Source organism: Pseudoalteromonas sp. T1lg22 (assembly GCF_002964645.1).
Classification (GTDB): Bacteria; Pseudomonadota; Gammaproteobacteria; order Enterobacterales; family Alteromonadaceae; genus Pseudoalteromonas.
In genome coordinates, this window is sequence record NZ_PQBY01000006.1 from 549,411 (window position 1) to 569,326 (window position 19,916).

At 50.9% G+C, this 19,916-nt stretch carries 18 protein-coding genes, 1 pseudogene and 1 riboswitch; of the genes and pseudogenes, 10 read left to right on the forward strand and 9 right to left on the reverse strand.

Annotated features, from left to right (window positions below):
* Positions 1-9 precede the first annotated feature (9 nt).
* From ubiK to C2M24_RS04780, 4 genes are all read left to right on the forward strand, one after another.
* On the forward strand, positions 10-282 hold the full coding sequence (gene ubiK, locus C2M24_RS04760; protein ID WP_105213475.1) for a ubiquinone biosynthesis accessory factor UbiK: 273 nt from the start codon (positions 10-12) through the stop codon (positions 280-282).
* Positions 283-636: 354 nt separating this feature from the next.
* A complete protein-coding gene (locus C2M24_RS04765) occupies positions 637-891 on the forward strand; it encodes a hypothetical protein (RefSeq protein WP_105199748.1) in 255 nt (84 codons plus the stop codon).
* Positions 892-1,034: 143 nt separating this feature from the next.
* Positions 1,035-1,244: a hypothetical protein gene (locus C2M24_RS04770; RefSeq protein ID WP_105199313.1), complete on the forward strand. Its 210-nt coding sequence runs from the start codon at positions 1,035-1,037 to the stop codon at positions 1,242-1,244.
* Between the two features lie 296 nt (positions 1,245-1,540).
* Positions 1,541-2,203: a Bax inhibitor-1 family protein gene (locus tag C2M24_RS04780; RefSeq protein ID WP_105213512.1), complete on the forward strand. Its 663-nt coding sequence runs from the start codon at positions 1,541-1,543 to the stop codon at positions 2,201-2,203.
* Positions 2,204-2,248: 45 nt separating this feature from the next.
* Here the strand turns inward: C2M24_RS04780 and can are convergent, their stop codons facing one another.
* From can to ilvG, 8 genes and pseudogenes are all read right to left on the reverse strand, one after another.
* Positions 2,249-2,917 carry a carbonate dehydratase gene (gene can / locus C2M24_RS04785; protein WP_105199311.1) on the reverse strand — a complete coding sequence of 223 codons (669 nt, stop codon included), beginning with the start codon at positions 2,915-2,917 and terminating at the stop codon, positions 2,249-2,251.
* Positions 2,918-2,925: 8 nt separating this feature from the next.
* Complete coding sequence (locus C2M24_RS04790) at positions 2,926-4,119, reverse strand: methyltransferase (RefSeq protein ID WP_105213477.1); 1,194 nt, start codon at positions 4,117-4,119, stop codon at positions 2,926-2,928.
* Positions 4,120-4,186: 67 nt separating this feature from the next.
* On the reverse strand, positions 4,187-5,260 hold the full coding sequence (locus tag C2M24_RS04795) for an ABC transporter substrate-binding protein (RefSeq protein ID WP_233999495.1): 1,074 nt from the start codon (positions 5,258-5,260) through the stop codon (positions 4,187-4,189).
* A gap of 30 nt (positions 5,261-5,290) precedes the next feature.
* On the reverse strand, positions 5,291-6,847 hold the full coding sequence (gene ilvA, locus C2M24_RS04800; protein WP_105213478.1) for a threonine ammonia-lyase, biosynthetic: 1,557 nt from the start codon (positions 6,845-6,847) through the stop codon (positions 5,291-5,293).
* Positions 6,847-8,702, reverse strand: a pseudogene (ilvD, locus tag C2M24_RS04805) (dihydroxy-acid dehydratase). Before ilvD ends, ilvA begins: the two are co-directional and overlap by 1 nt.
* 85 nt (positions 8,703-8,787) lie before the next feature.
* On the reverse strand, positions 8,788-9,711 hold the full coding sequence (locus tag C2M24_RS04810; protein WP_105213479.1) for a branched-chain amino acid transaminase: 924 nt from the start codon (positions 9,709-9,711) through the stop codon (positions 8,788-8,790).
* Between the two features lie 50 nt (positions 9,712-9,761).
* Complete coding sequence (gene ilvM, locus C2M24_RS04815; protein ID WP_105199307.1) at positions 9,762-10,004, reverse strand: acetolactate synthase 2 small subunit; 243 nt, start codon at positions 10,002-10,004, stop codon at positions 9,762-9,764.
* Positions 10,001-11,662, reverse strand: coding sequence for an acetolactate synthase 2 catalytic subunit (ilvG, locus tag C2M24_RS04820; protein WP_105213480.1), 1,662 nt, complete (start codon positions 11,660-11,662; stop codon positions 10,001-10,003). Before ilvG ends, ilvM begins: the two co-directional genes overlap by 4 nt.
* Positions 11,663-12,155: 493 nt before the next feature.
* Here ilvG and C2M24_RS04825 point away from each other — a divergent pair, with 493 nt between their 5' ends.
* The 6 genes from C2M24_RS04825 (at position 12,156) to C2M24_RS04850 (ending at position 18,903) form a co-directional block, all read left to right on the forward strand.
* Positions 12,156-13,031, forward strand: a complete 876-nt coding sequence (locus tag C2M24_RS04825) for a TraB/GumN family protein (RefSeq protein WP_105213481.1) — start codon at positions 12,156-12,158, stop codon at positions 13,029-13,031.
* Positions 13,032-13,162: 131 nt separating this feature from the next.
* Positions 13,163-13,353, forward strand: a riboswitch (Lysine riboswitch).
* 128 nt (positions 13,354-13,481) lie between these two features.
* The gene (dapA, locus tag C2M24_RS04830; protein ID WP_105213482.1) at positions 13,482-14,378 is read left to right on the forward strand and encodes a 4-hydroxy-tetrahydrodipicolinate synthase; all 897 of its coding nucleotides are present in this window, start codon (positions 13,482-13,484) and stop codon (positions 14,376-14,378) included.
* 7 nt (positions 14,379-14,385) lie between these two features.
* Entirely contained in the window at positions 14,386-15,126 is a 741-nt protein-coding gene (locus C2M24_RS04835; protein WP_105199303.1) for a 2,3,4,5-tetrahydropyridine-2,6-dicarboxylate N-succinyltransferase, read from the forward strand.
* A complete protein-coding gene (locus C2M24_RS04840; protein ID WP_105213483.1) occupies positions 15,126-16,331 on the forward strand; it encodes a PLP-dependent decarboxylase in 1,206 nt (401 codons plus the stop codon). Before C2M24_RS04835 ends, C2M24_RS04840 begins: the two co-directional genes overlap by 1 nt.
* Positions 16,332-16,335: 4 nt before the next feature.
* Positions 16,336-17,448: a succinylglutamate desuccinylase/aspartoacylase family protein gene (locus C2M24_RS04845; RefSeq protein ID WP_105213484.1), complete on the forward strand. Its 1,113-nt coding sequence runs from the start codon at positions 16,336-16,338 to the stop codon at positions 17,446-17,448.
* 414 nt (positions 17,449-17,862) lie between these two features.
* Positions 17,863-18,903, forward strand: a complete 1,041-nt coding sequence (locus C2M24_RS04850; protein WP_105199300.1) for a phospholipase A — start codon at positions 17,863-17,865, stop codon at positions 18,901-18,903.
* A 77-nt stretch (positions 18,904-18,980) separates the two neighbouring features.
* On the opposite strand, the gene C2M24_RS04855 is transcribed toward C2M24_RS04850, so the two are convergent.
* Positions 18,981-19,877: a bifunctional GNAT family N-acetyltransferase/hotdog fold thioesterase gene (locus C2M24_RS04855; protein WP_105213485.1), complete on the reverse strand. Its 897-nt coding sequence runs from the start codon at positions 19,875-19,877 to the stop codon at positions 18,981-18,983.
* Positions 19,878-19,916: the final 39 nt, after the last annotated feature.

Here is a 19,916-nt window from a genome sequence, read left to right on the forward strand (position 1 = left end):
AGCCAGAACATGATTAACCCGAGCAAAATTGAAGAAATCGCCCGCCAAATAGGCAGCAACATGCCCAAGGGCATGCGCGATATCGCCGAGAATTTTGAGAACAAAACCAAGCAGGTACTGCAAAACAAACTGGCGGAAATGGACTTTGTCAGCCGCGAAGAATTCGATATTCAAAGCCAGGTGCTGGTGCGCACGCGCGAAAAACTAACCGCACTGGAAGAGAAGGTAGTTGCGCTTGAAGCCCTACTGGCAGCACAAGCGAAAGACGCTGACGCAGAGTAAGCTTTCTCTAGCTTTCGTGGTACATGAACCACTGATGCCGTTGTTAATATCTTGTCGCTGTTGCGACGACACCTTAGGGGCGGTTTACGCCCCCCCTAAGAACCCCAAGACGCCCCAACATTGCATGATTACCTCAACGCGCTACGAGAAATGAACGTAACCAACATGCCCAGGACGTCCATAAATTGTTCCCTTCAACCTAGTTTCTTTCACTTTCCATCTGATTTAACATGAATTTTTACTTTCATTAGTGAAACCCCATTTGTTTAATGCTCCTACCTTACAAGGTAGGCAAGCTTGCAAGGTCTCATTAATACCCTGTTATACGATTTGCAAGTAAGGATGAAACTGAGAATGAAGTTTATTGAATTAGAAGTAAAAACTGCATTTATCGTGCATGGATTTGATGAGAATAACAAAGAAATAATTGAGAACATTTCGGATGAAGTGTTTGTAAAAAAACTTATATCAATTGATAGAATTCAATCAATAAGTGAAGAGTATGTTTTGGTTACTTCATCACATAGTCGAGTGATGTATTGGGAATATAATTGCTCTATGGTCGAGTTAACTAAAAAATTAAAATCTGCTGGATTATTAATCGCATAACAAACCGTTCAAGGGGACTGCCAACGCCTGGCGGTTTTTGTGCAAATCGGCACTTGTGATTACGGTTTGTTATTTTGAGTTCAGTGTTTTACGTTGTCAGCCCCTTAACCGGGCGTTATACATCTTAATAGATGAGAAATTAGATGAAAAAATATAGCCTTAAAACATTATCCATTTTTATCACGCTAGGATTGCTCGCCTCTTGCTCAAGTGTAAAAGAAGCGGGAAGAGATTTTGGCGGTGCTGTCAAAGAAGTGACAACAGAAATTGGTCATGCTTCAAGGGATGCAGCAAAAGCTATTAAGAAAGAGACGAAAAAAGTAGTCTCAGAAATTAATAATAATGAAGAATGATTAGCATAATGTCTTATCAAAACAATCCGAAACTAACAGGTATCGGTCTTCCCGTTTAGATTCGCGGAGTTTCCAAGGGGCGGTTGGCGCAAACCGCCCTTTGGTTATCGTCGCCAACGCGACAAATTCTTTCGAAGCAAAACCCCACTCACAGCTATCACCAATAATCTTACATATTGATTTATTACCGTTTTTAATAGATTTCCCCGCCATCTATTTATAGACTGCCCGCTCTCCATAGGGTGGCACAGCCAATAAAGCCACCAGCTTCTTAAATGAAAAAGGAAACCACATTTATGCTCGAGTCTGATGTTTTTAAAAGACGAGTCACCAGTAGCCAAGAAATCAGCCCGGCGCTTTATAACCTGACAATAGGGCTCTGTTTACTCTGGGGTTTTTCCGTAAACTGGTTTTTGGTCGTTAATATCGACCCACAAACCCTGTGGGCCATCAACCCTTGGGTCTTCTTTATCGGCTATTTTGCTTCCTGCCTTGCCGGGGTCTGGCTTTTTAACGAGTCGAAAAAACCAATAGTCAGCTTTATCGGCTATAACCTAGTGGTAGTGCCCTTTGGCTTAATCGTCAACATGGTGGTGGCGCAATACAATGAGGCTCTGGTTGTTGAGGCGATTCGCCTTACCGCCGGCGTTACCCTGATTATGATGCTGCTGGGTTCTATGTATCCCAAGTTTTTTCAACGCATTGCCGGGGCTCTCAGCATTGCCCTGCTGGCGGTAATAGTGGTCGAGCTATTCCAGATATTTGTCCTGGGGATACATCATGAGTGGATCGATTGGGCCGTTGCGGTGATCTTTTGTGGCTATATAGGCTACGACTGGGGCAGAGCGAACCAAATACCTAAGACTCTGGATAATGCGGTAGACAGCGCCGCGGCTCTGTATATGGATATTATTAACCTGTTTTTACGCATCCTCCGCATTCTAGGGAGAAAGCAGTAACAAAAAAGGGAAGCACTTGGCTTCCCTTTTTTCGCTTCACTTATGTTAGTCAGTAAGCTCGCCACGAACGCGCTTAGCTACGTTCTCCAGCGCTTCCTTATAGCTGTCGCCCAGCTCCTGCTGGCAACGAGCCACAGAATTCATATCGTGCAGGCGGCCATTTTCCAGGCTATAAACCCAGCCATGTACCGTCAATTCCTGGCCACGGGCCCAGGCGTCTTGCACTATATTGGTACGACATACATTACGTACCTGCTCGATAACATTCAGCTCAATTAGGCGGGCAAGACGCTCCTGCTCCGGTGCCTGCTCAAGTAACTCAAGGTGACGCTCTTTAATATCGCCTACATGGCGTAACCAGTTGTCGATCAAGCCAAATTTTGCTTCATCCAGAACCGCTTTAATACCGCCACAACCATAGTGGCCCACCACCATGATGTGTTTCACCTTAAGCACCTCAACGGCATACTGCATGACCGACAAACAGTTATGGTCGGTGTGCACTACTACGTTAGCCACGTTGCGGTGTACGAATAGCTCGCCCGGCATTAGGTCAACGATCTGGTTGGCCGGTACGCGCGAGTCCGAACAGCCAATCCATAAATACTCAGGATTCTGTTGCTCTGAGAGTTTCTTAAAGAACTCAGGATCTTGTTCGGTAGTACGCTTAGCCCACTGCTTATTGTTTTCAAAAAGATGACTTAAGTTTTTCACAACAACTCTCAATTTAATTTCGCTTCTATAAAGATATTTCTGGGTGTCAGTGACGATTCACAGAACTCGAAAATATCCACCCGGTAATTTGCTTGCTGCAAATATAAAGCACGATCGAGCACGAGCCAAACCTCAATTGTCCGACGAAACAGATGTCTTACCAGTTCAATACGGTCGGTCATATGCTTTCGATCAGCACCCAAGGCCAAATAATGCGGGTAATTCAAGCCCTCTGGCAGGGTTAGCCCCTTCTGCTGTGCCGCCCACTGGCAAAAGTCTTTAAACTCACCGCTAAACACCAGCTTACCCACAGAAGGCACTGGGGTATACTCGTTGCGTTTAAATACATCGCGCACCAATTGATCAAAGCCAAGACGCCACTGCACCTCGGTTTGGCGCAGCCGCTGCACCCGCTGCCCGGCGGTTACTGTTTGCTGCAGGGCTAACTTTAAGTCACTGCTATAAAAGCTGTTTTGGCTGGCTTTGGCGGCGCTGCTCATGGCCTGATAATGATCACCGTCGATAAACAAATGATAGCAGCAAGGAGAAATAGACAAACGCTGGGTGCCCAAACGGCTGGCCTGGCGCATAAGTTCCTGATGCAAACCACCGCAGGCATGCAGGGCCACAGCATGATCACACTGCTGCAAGTAGCTCTGGCAATCGTCCTCAAGCACATTGGCGACATTAAAACGTATCGGCAAGGCAAAGCGCTGCGCCAACTCTTCTCCCTGAGCGCATAGCTGTGGCTGAATTTCGACACTCTGTACGCCAATACCGTATTGATGCGCCAACAAACGCCCTAAATGGCCCTTGCCCGCACACCATTCCAATACGGTTTTGGTATTTTCTTGGGGTTGTAAATGAGCGACAAAGGCCTGGAGCTGAGTGAGCTTTCTGCCCTTAATGCCATTACTTAACCAAAAGGGTAAGGTCGGCTGCTCGGCCGCGCCTTGACGCAGCGGCAGAGCACTTAGTTTATCCAGCTGTGCCAGCTCGGGAATATAGGATTGAAAAAAACGCAGCAACTGCTTAGGGTCGGCTTCAAGCTCAGCCACCTGCTCATCGCTTAAGCCATCAAGCACCCCGGCCAGCTCGGGCCAGGGGTATTGGCCACAGGAAAAGGCTACACACTGCCAGTAACGGCGAGTTTGATATAAGAGGTGATCCAGCGCTTCAAAGTGCGCAAGCAAGGCAGGCATAAGGGTACGGCGGTTAACAATTTGCCGGCGATTATAGCAAAGTAAGTGCCGGTACGCCGCAGTAATTCTATGCCTTCTTGGAGTGCCGGGCGCAGAAAAATAAATGAAGATAGGCAGGCACCGCCACCATCATCATCATCAGAGCCAGCACCATCATCCAGGATAAATTCATCGGTGAGTGCGGCGGCGATGGCTGATAAATAAAGCCATCAAAATGCTTCGCCAGCTTATCCGACTCTAAATGGTAGAGCTCAGTGATCACCCGCCAACGGGCATCCGACATAGCCCCTATGGAATTCCCCGACTGCATGATCAAGGGCTTAAGCTGATCCGCCTCAAATGCCAATTGTTCCAAGGATTTATTGGGAGCGTAATGTTGCTGCGTAAGGGCAATGGCATGGTCGAGATTCAGTAAGGCATAGCGCCAGCCGCGCATACTCGCCTGATAAAAGCGTTCAACCACCTCGGGGGAGTGGGTAATCAGGTGTTTCGAGGTAAAAAGCACATCGCCATATACATTCAGGCCATAACGTTTTGGGCACACCAAACGGTAGTCTATGCCCAACTGGCTTAATTGATAGGGTTCATTGGTGACATACACCTGCATGGCATCAATTTCTTGCGCCAGCCAGGCATCTAAATTGGACTTGCCAAGATGCTCTACCACCTCAACATCGACCTGGCGATGATCCAACAAGCTCATCAGCTCGGCATCTTCGCCCTTGGTCAGCAAACTGATACGCTGGCCTTGAAAGTCTTCGGGATTAAAAATGCCAGAGTCTTTACGCACCAGCCAGCAATAGGCTGAGGACTGCAATAAGGCCGCCAGTGCCACCACCGGCTTGCCTTCCAACCTTTGCTTGATAATGCCCGAGTGAGTCACTCCGAAATGAGCCTTGCCACTGAGCACCTTGGCCATGGTATCAGTGTCCGTTGGCGACGCCGGTACTATATTGACCTCTAAACCCACATCGCGGTAATAGCCCAGCTCCTTGGCAACATAATATCCGGCAAACTGAAACTGATGCTGCCACTTAAGCTGTAAGGTTACGTTTGTGGGGGAGTCAGCCCAAGCCCATGGCATAATGCACAGCAGCAAGAAGCAAACACAGTAGCTAGCGAATACGGTGGCTTTGTTCACGATTCATCCCTGATTACGTTAACTACTCCACTATAAGCAAGCTTCGCTGATATTGCCAGTTGCGCCACCTTGGCGATGGGCTAAAAACTGGCGATAACAAGGGTTTTGCGTTTCATCTATGTATTGATAGCCCAAACGCTGCAAATGCTGGTTAAAGGCCCCCTGCTCCACCTCGGGCACCTCAAATGCCGCCAGTACATTGCCGGTGGCAGCACCATGGTTGCGGTAATGAAACAGGCTTATATTCCATTTACTGCCCAGGGTATCCAAAAAGCGCGCTAAGGCGCCAGGATATTCAGGGAACTCGAAGCGCAACAAACGCTCTTCAAGCTGATCGCTGGGCTTGCCGCCGACCATATAACGCACATGCAGCTTAGCCAGCTCGTTCTCCGACATATCAACATAGTCGTAACCTTGCTGATCAAGGGCTGCCAGCAGCTCTTGCAGTTCACTGGCGCCCTGGCGCAGACCGATACCCACAAAGATTTGTGCCTCGCCCGGACCGGCATAACGGTAGTTGAACTCGGTGATGGCACGGCCACCCAAGGACTGACAAAAACGCTTAAAACTGCCCTTTTCTTCCTTAATGGTGACCGCCAGCAGGGCCTCATTTTTCTCACCCAGCGCGGTGCGCTCGGCGACATGGCGTAAACGGTCAAAGTTGAGATTGGCACCGGAAAGCACAGCCGCCAGCTTAAGCCCCTTCACACCCGAGTTATGCACCCATTTTTTCAAACCGGCCAGCGCCAAGGCGCCGGAAGGCTCGGCCACGGCTCGGGTGCCAACAAAAATATCCTGTACCGCGGCACAAATTTCATCACCGCTGACGGTGACTACTTCATCGCAAAACTGCTGCGCCAGCCTAAAGGTTTCGGTGCCGATGATCTTCACCGCCACACCGTCGGCAAAGCTGCCGACGCGCTCCAGTTCCACCGGCTTACCGGCGGCCATGGCCGCTTGCAAGCAGGCACTTTCTTCGGCTTCAACGCCGATAACGCGAATGTCCGGGCGCAAAGACTTGATATAGACCGCCATGCCGGCGAGTAGACCGCCGCCGCCGACCGGCACAAACACAGCATCCAGCTCGGGCAACTGCTGCATCAGTTCGCGGGCTATGGTGCCCTGGCCGACGATCACATCCGGGTCATCAAAGGGGGGCACAAACACCGCCCCCTGACGCTCGGCAAGCGCCAGCGCATAAGCCTTGGCGGCATCGAAATGATGACCATGAAGTATCACCTCGGCACCAAAATTACGCACCGCATCCACCTTGATCTGCGGCGTAGTCAAGGGCATCACGATAGTGGCCTGATGACCCAGCTCGGTGGCACTTAGCGCCACCCCCTGGGCATGGTTGCCCGCCGAGGCGGTAACCACCTTAGAACCCTTGGGTAACTTGCTCAGCTTGTTATAGGCACCGCGCAATTTAAAGGAATATACGGGTTGCTGATCTTCCCGTTTAAGCCAGATTTTTGAACCCAGCTTGGCTTCCAAGGCACTGAGTTCACTGACTTCGGTCACCTTGACCAGGGGCTCCATATTAGCCTGTATGATGGCGCGAAAATAATCGAGTTCAGTGGCCGCCATCAGCTTAACTCCTCAAGCTTTTGCAGATCGCGCACCGCGCCCTTATCGGCACTGGTGGCAAGCAAGGCATAGGCTTTAAGAGCCGGGGTCACCACACGCTCACGAGCAAGCGGCTTATAGGCCTGCTTACCACGAGCCTCTTGCTGGGCGCGTCGCTCTGCAAGTTGCTCTTCGCTCAGCGCCAGGTTGATGCCGCGGTTGGGGATATCTATCATCACCTGGTCACCATCTTCCACCAGGGCAATGGCACCGCCGCTGGCCGCCTCTGGCGAGACATGGCCGATGGATAAGCCTGAGGTGCCGCCGGAAAAGCGGCCATCTGTGATCAGCGCACAGTCTTTATCTAGGGCCATGGACTTAAGATAACTGGTGGGGTAAAGCATTTCCTGCATACCCGGGCCACCTTTAGGGCCTTCGTAGCGAATGATCACCACGTCGCCCTTTTGTACCTTGCCCTCAAGAATGCCATCGACGGCATCATCCTGAGATTCATAAACCCGGGCGGTACCGGTAAATACCAGCATGTCCTCGGCAACGCCGGCGCTTTTTACGATACAGCCGTTTGGCGCCAGGTTACCGTAGAGCACGGCCAAACCGCCATCCTGACTAAAGGCATGTTCAACACTGCGGATACAGCCCTGCTGGCATCCAGATCTAGCTCCTTCCAGCGATAATCCTGACTCATAGCCTTTGTAGTACGAATACCCGCCGGGCCGGCGCGATAGAAGGTTTGCGCCTGAGTATTTTCCGAGTCAGTAGCATCGAAACGGGCGATCACTTCGGCCAAATTCTTGCCAGCCACATGACCTACGGATAAGTCGAGCTTATCGGCCTTGGCCAGCTCATTGAGTATGGCCATGATGCCACCGGCACGGTGCACATCTTCAATATGGTATTGCTGGGTGGCCGGTGCCACCTTACAAAGGAATGGCGTGCTACGAGACAGTCTGTCTATGTCCGTCATATCAAAGTCAACGCCGGCTTCTTGCGCCGCGGCCAGCAGGTGCAACACGGTATTCGATGAACCGCCCATGGCGATATCCAGGGTCATGGCATTCATAAAGGCCGCCTGATTAGCGATATTGCGCGGCAGTACAGACGCATCATCATCACCATAAAAACGGTTACATAAATCGACGATACGCTGACCGGCCTCCACATAAAGCTGCATACGATCCTTGTGGGTTGCAAGCGTAGTGCCATTACCAGGCAGGGCCAGACCTAAGGCTTCGAGCAAGCAGTTCATGGAGTTGGCGGTAAACATGCCGGAGCAGGAACCACAGGTAGGGCAGGCGGAACGTTCAACCTGCTCCGAGTCTTCATCGCTAACCGTAGGATCGGCGCCCTTGACCATGGCATCCACCAAATCCAGCTTGATATCTATGTTGGCCAAACGGGTTTTCCCCGCTTCCATGGGGCCGCCGGAGACAAAGATCACCGGAATATTTAAACGCAGCGCCGCCAACATCATGCCCGGGGTGATCTTATCGCAGTTAGAGATACACACCATGGCATCGGCACAGTGGGCATTCACCATGTATTCCACCGAGTCGGCAATGAGGTCACGCGAGGGAAGCGAATAGAGCATGCCGCCATGGCCCATGGCGATGCCGTCGTCTATGGCTATGGTGTTAAACTCGCGAGGTACGCCGCCGGCGTCGCGAATGGTCTGCGCCATCAGATCGCTGAGCTGGTTAAGATGCACGTGCCCGGGCACAAATTGCGTGTAGGAGTTGACCACGGCGATTATTGGTTTTTTAAAATCGCTGTCGGTCATCCCGGTTGCTCGCCACAGGGCACGGGCGCCCGCTCTTTTACGTCCTTCGGTTGTTGTTGCACTGCGTAATTTAGCCATGGTTACCTCGATATTTTTTGCGATTCACTGAATCGGCTTTCCTCATTCCCAAAAATTCGGCAACGCCCATGCGCTGCCCTCATTATTAGTCGTTTACGTATTCCAACCAGCCGCGAGGGTCTGGGCTTTGTCCTTTAACCAAAGCAAAATATGCTGCTTGCAGCTCTTCGGTGATAGGGCCTCGCGCACCTTGACCAACGGGGATCTGATCCACGCTGCGCACCGGAACGATTTCTGCCGCTGTGCCTGTCATAAAAAACTCATCGGCCAGATATAAGGCTTCACGAGCAATTGCCTCTTCGCGTACCTCAAAACCACGCTCTTTAGCCAGCGTCATTATGGTGTCGCGCGTCAGGCCAGGCAGGATACAGGCTGTGGTCGGCGGGGTATAAAGCACACCCTTTTTGATCACGAAGAGGTTTTCACCAGCACCTTCACTCAGCAAGCCATTGGTGTCCAAGGCGATGCCTTCAACATAACCGTTACGCTTGGCTTCACCCGAGATAAGCTGTGATGACAAGTAGTTACCACCTGCTTTAGCGGCGGTTGGCATGGTATTCGGAGCCAGACGGTTCCAAGAAGAAATACACACATCCACGCCCTGCGCCAATGAGTCTTCGCCCAGATAGGCACCCCATTGCATCGCCGCAACTGTGACATCGGCAACACGGGATTTAGGGTTGATCCCCAGGCCCACATGACCCAAAAATGCAAACGGACGCAAGTAAGCATCGCTAAAGCCATTTTGCTTTACCGCATCCTTACAGGCCTGGGTGAGTTGCTCTAAGGTAAAGGGAATTTCCATACGGTATATCTTGGCCGAATCATAAAGACGCTTAAGGTGATCGGTTAAACGGAAAATTGCCGGACCGTTTGGCGTGTCATAGGCGCGAACACCTTCAAATACCGAGCTGCCATAGTGCAGCGCATGGCTTAATACGTGCGTCGTTGCTTGCTGATAGGGGATCATTTCGCCGTTATGCCAAATCAGTTCAGAGCTTTGTGTCATGTTTTGTACCTTCTTTAAAATTCAATTCTCGCGTTGCCATTGGACGCGGACTAACTTGCTTGTTGCTGTAGCTGCGCCGTGGTGACACTGTGCACATCTACTAATTTATTGAGCTGCTGTGTTAAAAGATAGATAGGTTTATCGCTATCTACCGTGATATTGACCGCAAATTGATCTTGGTCACAGGCCAATTCCAGGGCGGTCAGTTTAAAACCACGGTGACGAGCCACTCGCAGGAAACGCTCCACGGCCACGGTTTGATTCGCTAAGTTTAGGGTTAAACGGTGTTTCATGGTTTTTTCTCGCTATTGGCTTGGGTCATCATTTGGTCATTGGCGGCACCCGGTGGAACCAGGGGCCAAACATTGTCTTTATCGTCTATGCATACATGCAGTAAATACGGGCCCTTACTGCTGAGCATGGCATCTAACGCTTCATCTACCTGCTCCTGATGGGTGATGCACTGTCCATCGATACCGAATACTCGCGCCAAAGCGACAAAATCCGGGTTATCCGAAAGATTAGTTTCACTGTAGCGCTCGGCGAAAAATAACTGCTGCCACTGGCGTACCATGCCAAGACGCTGGTTATCTATCACCACAATTTTCACATCCAAATTATTGCGGCGTATGGTGGCCAGCTCTTGGATATTCATCATGATTGAGCCATCGCCGGATACCGTCAGCACCATATCGTTCGGGCGCGCTATTTTGGCGCCTATGGCCGCCGGCAGGCCAAAGCCCATGGTGCCAGCACCGCCACTGCTTAAGTGATTGCTGGGGTGAGAGAACTGCATATGCTGGGCCACCCACATCTGATGCTGACCCACATCACAACAAACCACCGCATCGGCACTTAAGCGCTGTGACAGTTTGTTCAACAAGGCTGGGGCGTAAACCGTTTCGCCAGGATAGTCATAGCGCCATGCATGCTGCTGTGCCAAGGCGGTGATATGCGCGCACCAATTCGGCTCGGTGACAAAACAGTGCAGCTGCGGCAAAGAGGCTTTTAAATCAGCCACCAAAGAGGCGGCGGCAGGCTTGCGTTTACCCACCTCGGCGGCATCTATATCCAGGTGAACAACCTGGGCATTGGGGGCAAATTTAGTCAGGTTACCGGTCACCCGGTCGTCGAAGCGTGCGCCGATACACAACAATAGATCGCATTGCTGCACCGCCAGGTTGGCTGCTTCACCGCCGTGCATGCCTAGCATGCCAAGGTTCAGTTCATAGTCTGGTGTCACACTGCCCAGGGCTTTTAGCGTTTGTACCGCCGGCATCTGGGTTTTATACAAAAACTGCATCAGTTGGGCTTGCGCATCCGCGGCCTGAACGCCGCCACCGATATACGCGACCGGGCGCTGGCATTCGCTGAGTAGCTGATTGGCCTTGTTCACCTGTTCCTGACACGGCTGCTGTCGCGCCTCGCTATCGGCCAGCCAGGGCTGATATCGAGCTTCACCCATTTGGATATCTTTGGGGATATCCACCAGCACAGGGCCGGGACGACCGCTTTGAGCAAGATGAATGGCCTGTTGCAGTATGGGCGCCAAATCTTCGCTGCGCTCAACCATAAAGCTGTGCTTGGTGCAGGACAGCGACATGCCCAAAACGTCCACCTCTTGGAAGGCATCGGAGCCGATGGCGGCGGTGGGAACCTGACCTGTGATCGCCAACAGAGGCACAGAGTCCATCATGGCGTCGGCTAAAGCGGTGATCAAATTGGTTGCGCCCGGGCCACTAGTGGCCATACAAACTCCCAACTTGCCACTGCTACGGGCGTAGCCTACTGCGGCAAAACCGGCACCTTGCTCGTGACGAGTAAGATAGTGAGTTACCTGAGATTCATACAAGGCGTCATAAATGGGCATGATGGCTCCGCCTGGGTAACCAAATACCTCATTTATTCCTTCCCTTGCCAATATCTCTACTACTAATTCTGCGCCGGTCATTGTTCCTCATTCCTCAATGTGTTGGCCCTGAAACGAAAAAGCCCCCCGAACTTTTCAGTGCGGGGGGCCTTAAGCGTGTTAATTTTTTAACGCACTACGAAGCCCCCGCGGTAATAATAATCACCACGGTGTTAATCACTAGGACTAGGCTTGATAGCAGGTTAAGCATAAATTAATTCGTTCTAAGTCTAATTAAAAAATCTAATGGACGGCTGGGCCGTCGCTCTTTTTCTATTAGTACCGCGAGCACCCGCGCAAGTCAACTACAAAAACAATGCAAAATTCCAAGAAAAGAAGGAGTGAGAAGCATAAAAAATCCCTTAAACAACCTAAAATTTAAACCTATTAACCTCACAGCCCTCAACTGCATATAACTTACCTTCACTTACCGATAGCACTAGCTGATTAATTTCTAGCAATTATTTTTCGGTCAATGGGTTTTATGAGTTAACTCGGGTACACTCAGAGGCGACTCTAGTTTAAGGATGACACGATGAAAAAATTAACTGCATTTTGGCTCTTTTGCCTGTTTATTATTTTTACCCAGCCCGCTTTCGCCGAACTGACACCGGCTTTGTGGCAGGTGGAAAAGCAGGGAAAAACCTCGTACTTATTCGGCACAGTACATGTTGGCGACACCAGCATGAAGGGCCTGCCACAAAAGATAGAAAAAGCCATAAGCAACAGCGATGCTGTGGTGGTGGAAGTTGATTTAACTGCCCTGTCTGCGGTGCAAATTCAACAGCGCTCCATGCCGTTTTTAATGCTGCAAAATGGCCGTACTCTGGACTCGGAGCTAAGCCCGCAAAGCTACCAGAAGCTGGACCAATACTTTGGCGAAAAAAATATTAATATCAAGATGTTTTCCTCGTTAAAACCCTGGGCCGTGCTACTGACAATGATGCAGATTGAGCTGCAAAATGCCGGTTATTCAGACGAATTCGGCATAGATAAGCAAGTACTGGCCAGCGCCAAACAAAAAAACAAGGCCATTATCGAGCTGGAATCTCTCGAACAACAACTGGAAATGTTTACCGTACTAGAAGAGCATTCGGACCTCATGGTTGCCGATACCTTCCGCCAGCTCAATCAATTTGATGAGAGTTTTTTACGTCTGATCAATGGCTGGAAAAAGGGCGAAACATCCGTGCTCACCGAGGCCTATGAACAGTCCTTTGACGACTCCGAATATGGCCAGCTTAATGAACATGTACTCTTAATTGAGCGCAACCATAAGTGGATAAAACAATTGGAAAAAACACTGCATAAGCAATCATTATTTATCGCCGTTGGCGCCCTGCATCTGGGTGAAGAAAACGGCTTAATCAAGCTGCTACAGGCACAAGGTTTTAAGGTCTCACGCATCTAATTTCAAACCCATGCGCGCCAAACAACATGGGGAGGCGTGAAAATTTGTGTCGCCATGGGCGTTGACAGCGTGGCATGGAAAGTGTTTGAATAAAAAAGCACCCTATTGATTCGGCCATTTAGATGGCCGCAAGGGCTAGAAGAGGTGCGTCATCCAGGTAGTTATGATGAGGAGAGCAAACTCCAACGACTCATAATGAGGGGGATGTACGCCGAGAGGTGAGGTAAATTGCTTAATACTCCCTCGGGCGCTTGGGTTGAATCCCAGCGACTGTCACCAATAGCACACATTGCTATATATTTGGTGGAGAGCTTCTGGTCTTAACATAACAGGCCGGCAGGCTTTGTTACGTCTAAGCCCATTCGCTCTTCGAATTTAACCTGTTCGAGTCGGCGAATGCGGAAACCACTTCCCTTTGTTGCTCTCGAACTCGCACTAAGTTCGGATGAGATGACAACTACTCAATCGTTATCACACACTGTGCTGTGGACAGCACTGATCACCCCGCTGCTTGAAGATGGCGGTATAGACTTTGACGCCCTAAGCGCGCTGGCACAAGAGCAAGCGGCAGCCGGTAATGGCGTGTTGATCCTGGGCTCCACAGGCGAAGCCCTTGCCCTAGATCTGGCCGAGCAACAAGCCGTGGTGCAACACATTTGCGCCCTGGAACTGAACACCCCGATTATGGTCGGTGTAGGTGGCTACAACCTTGAAGCACAGCGCCAATGGCTGACCTTTTGCAATGACTACCCGATAGACGCCTATTTGCTTGGCGCCCCCTTGTATGCCAAACCAGGTCCAGTAGGACAAGAGCTATGGTTTCGCGCTCTGCTTGATGCCAGCAAACACCCCTGCATGCTTTACAACGTCCCCGGCCGCGCCGCGGTCAGCCTGGACCCGCAGGTACTCGGCAAGTTGCAAGATCACCCGCGCTGCTGGGCATTGAAAGAAGCCAGCGGCAGCATCGACTGCTTTGAGCAATATCGTCTTGCGGCACCGCAACTGGCTATTTTCAGCGGCGACGATGCACTGATCCCCTATTACGCTCAGGCCGGCGCCGCCGGTTTGGTCTCGGTTGCTGCCAACGTGTGGCCGCAAGCAACGCACCGTTTTGTGCAGTTAAGCTTGCAAGGGCAAAGCCACAATGCCTTTTTGCATTGGCGCGAGGCGGTGGCGGCGCTCTTTCATGTTAGCAACCCGATTCCGACAAAGTACTTGTTACACGCCCTTGGGCGCATCAATACGCCAACTCTGCGCGCCCCGTTAACTCATGCGGAGCTAAGCGATTTACGACCACTTTTACGCGTACACGACAGCATCACATCTTGGCATTCAACACAGGTTTAATATTTTCATGAGCTGGTTAGAACTTCTTAATAATTTAGAAACGGGCGCCGTTCGCGCCGCATCACAAGACGAAAATGGTCAATGGCAGGCCAATATCGAGGTTAAGCAAGGCATTCTTGAAGCCTTTAAAAACGGCACCAATACCGAATTCCCTGGCGGTTTTGTCGATAAAGACAACCTGGCACCGCGCGGTTTTAGCGCCGAAGACAATGTTCGCATGGTACCGGGCGGTACCTCGGTGCGTCGCGGCGCCTATGTGGCCCCTGGCACCATCATAATGCCACCGGCCTATGTCAATATTGGCGCCTTTGTCGATGAAGGCACCATGGTCGACAGCCATGCGCTTGTGGGCTCTTGTGCTCAGGTGGGTAAAAATGTGCACCTTAGCGCCGCGGTGCAACTCGGTGGCGTATTAGAGCCTATCGGTGCCAGCCCTGTGGTGATCGAAGACGACGCCTTTATTGGCGCCGGCTGCGTTATCGTTGAAGGCGTAGTAGTGAAAAAAGGCGCAGTACTGGCGCCAGGTGTGCGCCTAAGTGCCACCATTCCGGTGTACGACTGTGTCAATGAGCGTCAGCTCAACAAGGGGGAACCCATCCCGGAAAACGCCATAGTGATCCCGGGCTCACGTCCAAGCTCAAGCGCCTGGGGGCGTGAACAAGGCCTGTCGATGAGTTGTGCCCTAATCGTGAAATACCGCGATGAGCAAAGCGATGCATCACTCGCGCTGGAAGAGGTATTACGCTAATGCTTCCTGTCGGTACCGAGCTGCAAACGCACCTCGAGTGCATCGCCCAAGAGCAGATGGAGCCATGCTTTGTCTACGATCTTGACGCCTTACGCCAGCACTTGGATAAGCTGATGGCCCAAGACGTGGTCAAGCTCTGGTATGCGGTTAAAGCCAACCCTTTATCGCGCATCATACGCACCCTGGCCGAGGCGGGCTTTCAGTTTGACGTGGCCAGCAGTGGCGAATTGCATCAGGTACTGGCACAACAAATTAACCCGGAGCAGGTGTTGAATACCGGCCCGGCGAAATCAAAGCGACAAATCGATGAATTTATCGCCCTTGGCGTGCGCACCTTTGTGGCCGAAAGCCTTAATCAGGTGCGCTGGCTAAACCAAGCGGCGCAGACTCATAAGGTACAGCTTAAACTGCTACTGCGGGTGCAATTGCGCTGGCCCACGGGTGAAAAAAACCCCTTGGGCGGTGATACCCTCACCCCTTTTGGTCTCGACCCGCAACAGTGGCATGGCCTTTACCTGGCGGACTATCCGGCACTGACCTGTATCGGCGTGCATATTTTCCAATGGGGCAATATGCTTAGCGCCGACAAGCTATTACATCTATGGCAACAGATGCTGCCGCCACTTCAGGCCCTAAGTGAGCAGCTTGGCTTTGCCATGCAGGTGCTGGACTTAGGCGGTGGTCTGGGCGTGCCCTATGACGACGAAAGTGAGCCCCTGGCCTGGCAGGATGTACTGACGGCGCTTGAGCAAATCAAGCGCGAAAGCGGCGTGCAGGAACTATGGATGGAGCTAGGTCGTTATGCGGTGGCCGAATGTGGCTATTACCTCAATCCCGTAGTCGAGCAAAAGGAGAACTATGGCGAGCAGCAGTTAATTGTCAGCGGTGGCATCAATCATATACTGCGCCCTGCTGTGGCAGGCCAGGCTTTCCCTTGCGCCCTATTGCGAACAAGTACAGCGCCGACCCGGGCCTTCAATATTCACGGTCCCTTATGTACGGCATTGGATTCTTTGGGCACGCACATGCTCCCCGAAGATATTAACGAGCAAGACTGGCTGGTGTTTTTTCAGGCTGGTGCTTATGGCTTTACCGAGAGTATGCCGTTTTTCCTCTGCCACCCGCTGGCGGCCGAGTATGTAATAGCCGACGGCAATTTACACCTATTGCGCGAAAGCGCTGCGCCCAGTAGTTATTTGAGATAGTCGCATGAACAAAATTGAGCAACAAAATATTCAGGTTGGTGAAATCGCCAATGGTTTACCCCTGACCATTCCCGTGTACCGCCTAAAAGGCGATGGCAGTGGCAAGAGCGTCTATATTCAGGCCAATATGCATGGCGCCGAGGTACAGGGAAATGCGGTTATTTATCAGCTGCTTGAGCAACTTAAAAACTTAGGGTTACGGGGCGATATCACCCTGGTGCCTTATGCCAACCCCATCGGCTGTAACCAAAAGTCGGGCGAATTTACCCTAGGTCGTTTCGACCCCATTACCGGCGTAAACTGGAACCGCTTATATCATTACAATCCCGAGCTGGTAAGGCGTTTTGCCGAGCAAAGCGACGGCCTGTCCGATCAAGAATTGCGGGACGCCTTTAAAGCGGCCTTGGTTGAGGAAGCGGAGCAGCGTTTAAACGGCCCACAGCATGCCTTAACTACCGGTAAGCGTATTGCCCTGAATCTACAACGCCTAGCGCATCAGGCGGATATAGTACTCGACCTGCACACAGGTCCTATTTCCGCCAAGCACCTGTATTGCCCCGAGTATGCCCGTGCCAGCGCCCGTTATTTTAATATTGAGCACGTGCTCTTGATCCCCAATGAATTCGACGGCGCCATGGATGAAGCGGCATTTTGCCCCTGGTGGCAGCTGCAAACCCAGCTAAAACGTCAGGGCCGCGACTTCGAAGTACCAGTAGAAGCCTACACGGTGGAGCTGGGCTCACAGGAGCGCATTGATTTGACCGAAGCCTTGGACGATGCACAAAGCATACTAAGCTATTTGAATTATCAGGGCGTGTTTGTGGATGCGGCCTATCAGCCTAAAACCATGCAGCGCCACGCCTGTTATCTGAAAGACTATGTGGCCTATTATGCGCCCATGGGCGGGATGATCGAATATCTGGCAGGATTGGGCGAGCACCTGAAGGCGGGTGATGCCTTTGCCCGCATTCTTCGAATGGAGCGCTATTTAAGTGAAGAGCCGCTGCATACCCTGCGTTTCGACCAGGATGCCATCGCTATTTTGCACTTTGCCTCGGCCAGTGTGAATCAGGGCACCGAACTCTACAAATTCTTTACTAATACCTTCGAGTTATAGGGTCTGTTGACCTTTTCTGTTTGTTTCTGCAGCAGTTTGTAGTGTATTTATACAAGGCGGCACATGTGTGGTGTAGTTATTCTACATGAACATGTAACAACACAGTAGAAATGCGCTACAAGCGCTGCCCTGCGGGTTCATCTAAACGCATCCTGCTCTGTGTTACTCGCTATGAACATAGAATGCTATGCATCATAACGAGCGTCGTGATCAGAATGCGTTTAGATTGAACATAAAGTAAACCGCAAAGATAAACAGACCCTACCAATTGCGTGAGAGTCAGTGAGAGGTACTCACTGCTAATGGGCGGCCTAGCCGCCCATTTTTTCAGCCTAAATTCACGCAAGTGCTGCGAAAGTATCGCACTAACAGTATAATTCCTTGTACCTTATACAATTAAATAACAGGTAAGTTATGGATTGGCGCTATCTTATTGCCGGTTTAGCCACGAGCACACAGCTCTGGGCCGCTCAACCGGAAGCTGAAGAAAAAAGTTACCAGCAAGAAGAACTCAATATCGTTAAGCAATGTATTCTCAATGAAGCCATTGCCGGGGATGGCGAGCAAACTCTCGCCCAGTTGCGAGAAAAATGCACTGCACTTGAGGTAAGCAAACAACTCAGCGCCATAGATAAACGCAAGGCTCGCGAGCAGGTGACGGAAAAAAACCGTAACGTGATAACCCCGCACAATCGTAACTATATTTTGCCCGTCACCTATATCAAGCATCCCAACGAGGAGCCCTTTGGTGCTGATCTTGAAAACCTCTCCACAAATGACGAGGGCGAAAACCTAGATAACGTCGAAATTAAATACCAGCTTTCGCTTAAAGTTCCAGTTTTCGACGATTTTAGCGACAAGGATCAAGCCGTTTATTTCGCCGTCACCCTGCAATCGTACTGGCAGTTTTATAACGACGATATTTCCTCGCCGTTTCGCGAGACCAACTATGAGCCGGAAATCTTCTGGATTAACTACCTGGATGAAGAAAACGTCTGGTGGGGCGATGAGCTTGCCGTAGCTTTGGGGATTTCACACCAGTCTAACGGCCGCAGCCAGCCTTACTCGCGCTCCTGGAACCGCGTCTATGCCAACTTTATCTGGGAACAAAACGGCTATGTATTTAGCTTCAAGCCCTGGTACCGCCTTCCCGAAGACGAAAAAGACGATCCGATGGAAGCCAAGGGCGATGATAACCCGGATATTCACAAGTACATGGGTTACTTTGAGTTTCGCGGAGTGCGCCGCTTTGAAGACCACGAGGTCAGCTTTATGCTGCGCAATAACCTAAACTCGGACAACCGTGGTGCCTTACAGCTTGATTGGTCCTTCCCGCTTTGGGGCCGCCTGCGTGGCTATGCCCAATACTTCAACGGTTATGGCGAGAGTATGATCGACTATAACGCCGATATCGAACGCTTTGGCGTGGGTATCCTGTTGACTGACTTGCTGTAAAAAGCAGCCATTATCATTAAAAAAGCCAGCATTATGCTGGCTTTTTTGTCGATATTATCGAGTTAACGAGGTAAAGGCTATTTCGCTATAACAACAAAGCGCCCTTCAAACTCGCCAACCAGGGTGTCGCCATCATAAATCTTCACCGGTACCTTATAACTGGCTTTACCATCACTTTCCAGCTGCTCAAAGCAACCTTCACATACCTGTTGATCTACATGCGCTCTGGGCTGTGACTTAATTGGCTTGAGGTATTTAATATTGGCATCGGCTAAAACAATGTCGCCCTCTTTACCTGCCTCTCTCAAGGCAAGATAAGTGCCCCCCCATCCAGCCAGGGTTGCCATGGAATACACAGAACCGGCAAACATGGTGTTGTGCACATTGATATTGGCATCCAGATCGGCCACCACACTGAACTGCCAATCCGTGTAGGATTCCACCTTAATGCCCATCTTATCGCTGATGGGGATGGATTCACGCCAGGTATTTTGCAGCACCTGAGTCCAGTCCGGATGACGGAACCAACCGGGCTCGCTAGGGCGTTGCTTAACCATGCGCCAATGCTGCACATCGCCATAAGCCAGATGCGCTTTTTCTTTTAATTCATAGCCATGACGCTTATAGAATTCAAGTGCTCGCTCGCGGGCAAAGAGCACCAACTCATCGGCATTTTGCGTCCAGGCAATCTTCTCTAATTCATGTAATAAACGGCTGCCTAAATGCTGGCCTCGGTGCTCTTCAGCCACCGCCATATAGCGCACCTGAGCCTGCTGGCCATTGTTAAAATGTAATCGGGCGACGGCAAGCACCTCACCTTCTTTATTTTTAATAAAGCGATGTTCTGATTCCTGCTCTAAATCATCCTGCTCACTGCCACGAGGCTGATCCCATGGCGCTCGTAAAACCTGCCAGCGCAGTTGGTAATACGCCTGCCAATCATCACTACTTTGTGGGGTGGTTACCTGGAACATACTTCCTCCAATCACTTTTTTGCCATCCACCTTACAAGA